We start from the raw sequence: 3,367 nt of genomic DNA on the forward strand, positions 1-3,367 counted from the left end.
TCAGATAAAGGGTATCCCCAATCAAAATAAAAAACGCTTCAATATTTTTATCTGATTTATTCCATCCAAAACATTAAAATACCAACCGGGAAAGGAGAGGAAGATCCCTTGGATATTGTGTGCTAATTGAGTGCACAATATCTGAAGGTGATTTTTATGTGAATATATTTAAGGAATTTCATTCAAATTGATAACATTTCATCCTCCACCCTCAAATTTTACCTTAAAAAGAAATTTCATCCAATAAAAGGTCTTAATTTCACCCTATTGAATTGTCTGATTAGTAGAACAATCCAAAATTGAAATGAGAAGACCTTGGAATCTAATTGACCCTACTGTTTACAGCCTAGCCACTTACTGTGATGGACAAGTAAACATGAATATCTGCACCTATGTAACTGCCATAAGCATGGAGCCAAAAATCTATGCCATCGCTATTTACAAGAATACCAAGACCTTAGAAAACATGTATAAATCTGAACAGGCTATTTTACAATTCCTTCATCCTGAGCAGTTTAAGCTGGTTAAAAATTTGGGACAAAGAAGTGGAAATACCTTTGACAAGAATAGTTACCTCAAAAAAAACAATTTACTAGAAAGTTGGAACAACTATGAGGTGCTTAAAAACACATCAGCACGCATTTTACTCTATAAAATCGATTTCAAAGAAACTGGCGACCATATATTATTCACTTTTAAGGCAGAAAAATACAAAAGCTATCATTCAGAAGTTTTAACTTCGGAGACCCTAAGGATTAAAAAAATTATCAGAGCATGACCGACATAGAAACCGACCGCATCATTGAAATGGCATGGGAAGATCGAACCCCATTTGAAGCAATAAAAATACAGTTCGGCTTCAGCGAAGGGGATGTAATTGCACTCATGCGAAAAGAACTGAAAAGAAGTAGCTTCAATCTATGGCGCAAACGCGTAAACAGCGGCGTAAGTCAGAAGCACCTCCATAAACGCACTGATGAAATTAACCGCTTTAAATGCACTTTGCAGCGCAATATCAGCATGAATAAAATCAGCAAACGCTAAATGAAAGGGGTAAAAAAAGAAAATCTACCCTCCAAAATTTGCCTTGTTTGTGGCCGACCCTTCACCTGGCGTAAAAAGTGGGAAAAAGTATGGGAAGAGGTCAAATATTGTAGCGATAAATGTCGAAAAGGAAAATAAGTCCTCAAAAATCTGCATGCACAGCTCAATTAAAAATTTTCATAAATTGCCTTTTAAATTGATTGTATAAAGGAAAGCCTAATAACAAAATGCAAAACTCTGATTATGAATCAATTATCTCAAAAGCAAAACGTATTCCTTTTTTATTTTATTTAACAAAGTGGCTCTTCTTTTCTGCTTTGATTGGCATTTTAGCAGGTTCTGCCTCGGCATTTTTCTTAGTCGCCTTAGATTTTCTAACAAATTGGCGTGAAAACCACCTTTGGATCATTACATTTTTACCAATAGCAGGATTAGCAATTGGCTTGGCCTATCATTATTGGGGTTCTGATGTGGCAAAAGGAAACAATTTAATATTGGAAGAGTTCCAAAATCCCAATAAGCCTATTCCATTAAAAATGGTCCCATTGGTTCTCTTAAGCACATTAGCCACACACCTTTTCGGAGGCTCCGCTGGTCGCGAAGGGACAGCCGTACAAATGGGAGCAGCTATTTCAGATCAGTTCAGTAAGTTGTTTAGCTTAAATGAAAATGATCGAAAAATTCTATTAATTATTGGCATAAGCGCTGGGTTTGCAGCTGTATTTGGCACTCCCCTAGCAGGTGCTGTATTTGCAATCGAAGTTTTAGTCCTTAAAAATTTAAAAACAGATGCCATTTTCCCAAGTTTAATTGCTGCATTTATTGCCGATTTTACCTGTCTAGCCTGGAATGTAAGTCATAGTACTTATAGCATACCGATTGTACCCGAATTGGGAATTATCAATCTTTTATGGACGGTATTTGTGGGTATTATTTTCGGAATGGTTGCCTGGTTTTTTTCAAAATCAATGGAAACTTGGAGCAGTTTATTCAAGAAATGGGTTAAATACGCCCCTTTTCGTCCCATGATTGGCGGTATTGTAATTGCATTGGCAGTTTTTTTCATTGCTGATACCAAGTACATTGGCTTAGGTATTCCCACTATCCAAAGTGCCTTTAATAATGACTTAGCACCTTACGATTTCATCTTAAAAATACTATTTACAAGCTTCACCATTGGTGCAGGTTTTAAAGGCGGTGAAGTAACTCCCCTCTTTTTTATTGGCGCCACATTAGGCAATGCGCTGGTCTGGATTGTTCCGCTTCCTCTTGCATTATTAGCCGGAATGGGCTTTGCAGCTGTATTTGCAGGAGCAAGTAATACCCCAATTGCCTGCACCCTAATGGGAATAGAGCTTTTCGGAGTCGAAAGTGCTGTTTTTATAGGAATAGCCTGCCTCCTTTCTTACTTTTTCTCAGGGCATAAAGGAATATATGGTTCGCAAAATCAATCGCGACTCAAAAAAGGATTTTATAAGAAATTAGGATTAGGATAATAGGCTTTAATGATGCCTATTAGGATAAAATCCAACCGTGCGGCTTGATAATATCATGAAAATTTAGTATATTGATTTAATTAAATACTAAAATATAAAAACAAGAATTATGAAAGCAAACATGGGTAATACCGACAAAATCATTCGTATTCTGGCTGCAGTTTTAATTGCTGTTCTTTATTTCACCAATCTAATTTCAGGCACATTAGCAACAATATTATTAGTTATTGCTGGAGTGTTCATCCTAACTAGCTTCATGAGTTTTTGTCCGCTTTACTTACCATTTGGCATCTCAACCAAGCCGAAAGTTAAATAGCTGGATTATAGCAGATTAATTTCACAACATATTTAGGTCGCATTATGAACATCAATGAAACACTCATCGGGTCATTAGAAGAAGGCCATACTCGATTTACAAAACTCTTAGCTGAATTACATGAAGAAGATCTAAAGAAAAGATTGTTACCCTCCCCTAATTCCGCCGGATTTTTAATCAGACATATTGGCGATGTCGAATTTTTATTTGCTAAGAATGTATTCAAAATACCTGATGTTCAAGTGCATGCTAAAACGGTAATTGATCAGAAGGATAGTGGTGAGTGGACTAATTTAAGTGAACTATTGCTTTATACTCAAAAATCATTTGAGACCTTAAAATCTGCTATTTTACAGCAAAAAGAAGATGAATGGGATAATCTTGTGATAACCAAAGAATTTGGCAGCAAAACAAAAGCCGAAGCACTCGGACGAATTATCACGCACACGGCATATCATGCCGGGCAGTTGGCTATGATTTTAAAGTATGGGCAATAGAAATTAAGGGAATG

6 protein-coding genes are annotated in these 3,367 nt (G+C 36.4%); all 6 read left to right on the top strand.

Annotation, left to right across the window (positions count from 1 at the left end):
• The first annotated feature begins 304 nt into the window (after window positions 1-304).
• Window positions 305-778, top strand: a complete 474-nt coding sequence (locus ACIQ0D_RS12330; RefSeq protein ID WP_395806052.1) for a flavin reductase — start codon at window positions 305-307, stop codon at window positions 776-778.
• On the top strand, window positions 775-1,044 hold the full coding sequence (locus ACIQ0D_RS12335) for a TIGR03643 family protein (RefSeq protein ID WP_395806054.1): 270 nt from the start codon (window positions 775-777) through the stop codon (window positions 1,042-1,044). The genes ACIQ0D_RS12330 and ACIQ0D_RS12335 overlap by 4 nt, the downstream gene beginning before the upstream one ends.
• Window positions 1,045-1,182 (top strand): DUF2256 domain-containing protein, encoded by a 138-nt coding sequence (locus tag ACIQ0D_RS12340; protein ID WP_395806056.1) that lies wholly within the window; start codon window positions 1,045-1,047, stop codon window positions 1,180-1,182.
• Between the two features lie 89 nt (window positions 1,183-1,271).
• Window positions 1,272-2,540, top strand: coding sequence for a voltage-gated chloride channel family protein (locus ACIQ0D_RS12345; RefSeq protein ID WP_395806058.1), 1,269 nt, complete (start codon window positions 1,272-1,274; stop codon window positions 2,538-2,540).
• A gap of 109 nt (window positions 2,541-2,649) precedes the next feature.
• Window positions 2,650-2,856, top strand: coding sequence for a DUF2892 domain-containing protein (locus ACIQ0D_RS12350; protein WP_395806060.1), 207 nt, complete (start codon window positions 2,650-2,652; stop codon window positions 2,854-2,856).
• Window positions 2,857-2,900: 44 nt separating this feature from the next.
• Window positions 2,901-3,353 (top strand): DinB family protein, encoded by a 453-nt coding sequence (locus tag ACIQ0D_RS12355; protein WP_395806062.1) that lies wholly within the window; start codon window positions 2,901-2,903, stop codon window positions 3,351-3,353.
• Window positions 3,354-3,367 lie beyond the last annotated feature (14 nt).

The sequence above is a fragment of the Daejeonella sp. genome (assembly GCF_044342615.1).
GTDB lineage: Bacteria > Bacteroidota > Bacteroidia > Sphingobacteriales > Sphingobacteriaceae > Daejeonella.

What these genes read in the sequence shown, in the direction of transcription:
- ACIQ0D_RS12330 (WP_395806052.1), top strand. Translation starts at nt 305, where the DNA reads ATGAGAAGACCTTGGAATCTAATTGACCCTACTGTTTACAGCCTAGCC.
- ACIQ0D_RS12335 (WP_395806054.1), top strand. Translation starts at nt 775, where the DNA reads ATGACCGACATAGAAACCGACCGCATCATTGAAATGGCATGGGAAGAT.
- ACIQ0D_RS12340 (WP_395806056.1), top strand. Translation starts at nt 1,045, where the DNA reads ATGAAAGGGGTAAAAAAAGAAAATCTACCCTCCAAAATTTGCCTTGTT.
- ACIQ0D_RS12345 (WP_395806058.1), top strand. Translation starts at nt 1,272, where the DNA reads ATGCAAAACTCTGATTATGAATCAATTATCTCAAAAGCAAAACGTATT.
- ACIQ0D_RS12350 (WP_395806060.1), top strand. Translation starts at nt 2,650, where the DNA reads ATGAAAGCAAACATGGGTAATACCGACAAAATCATTCGTATTCTGGCT.
- ACIQ0D_RS12355 (WP_395806062.1), top strand. Translation starts at nt 2,901, where the DNA reads ATGAACATCAATGAAACACTCATCGGGTCATTAGAAGAAGGCCATACT.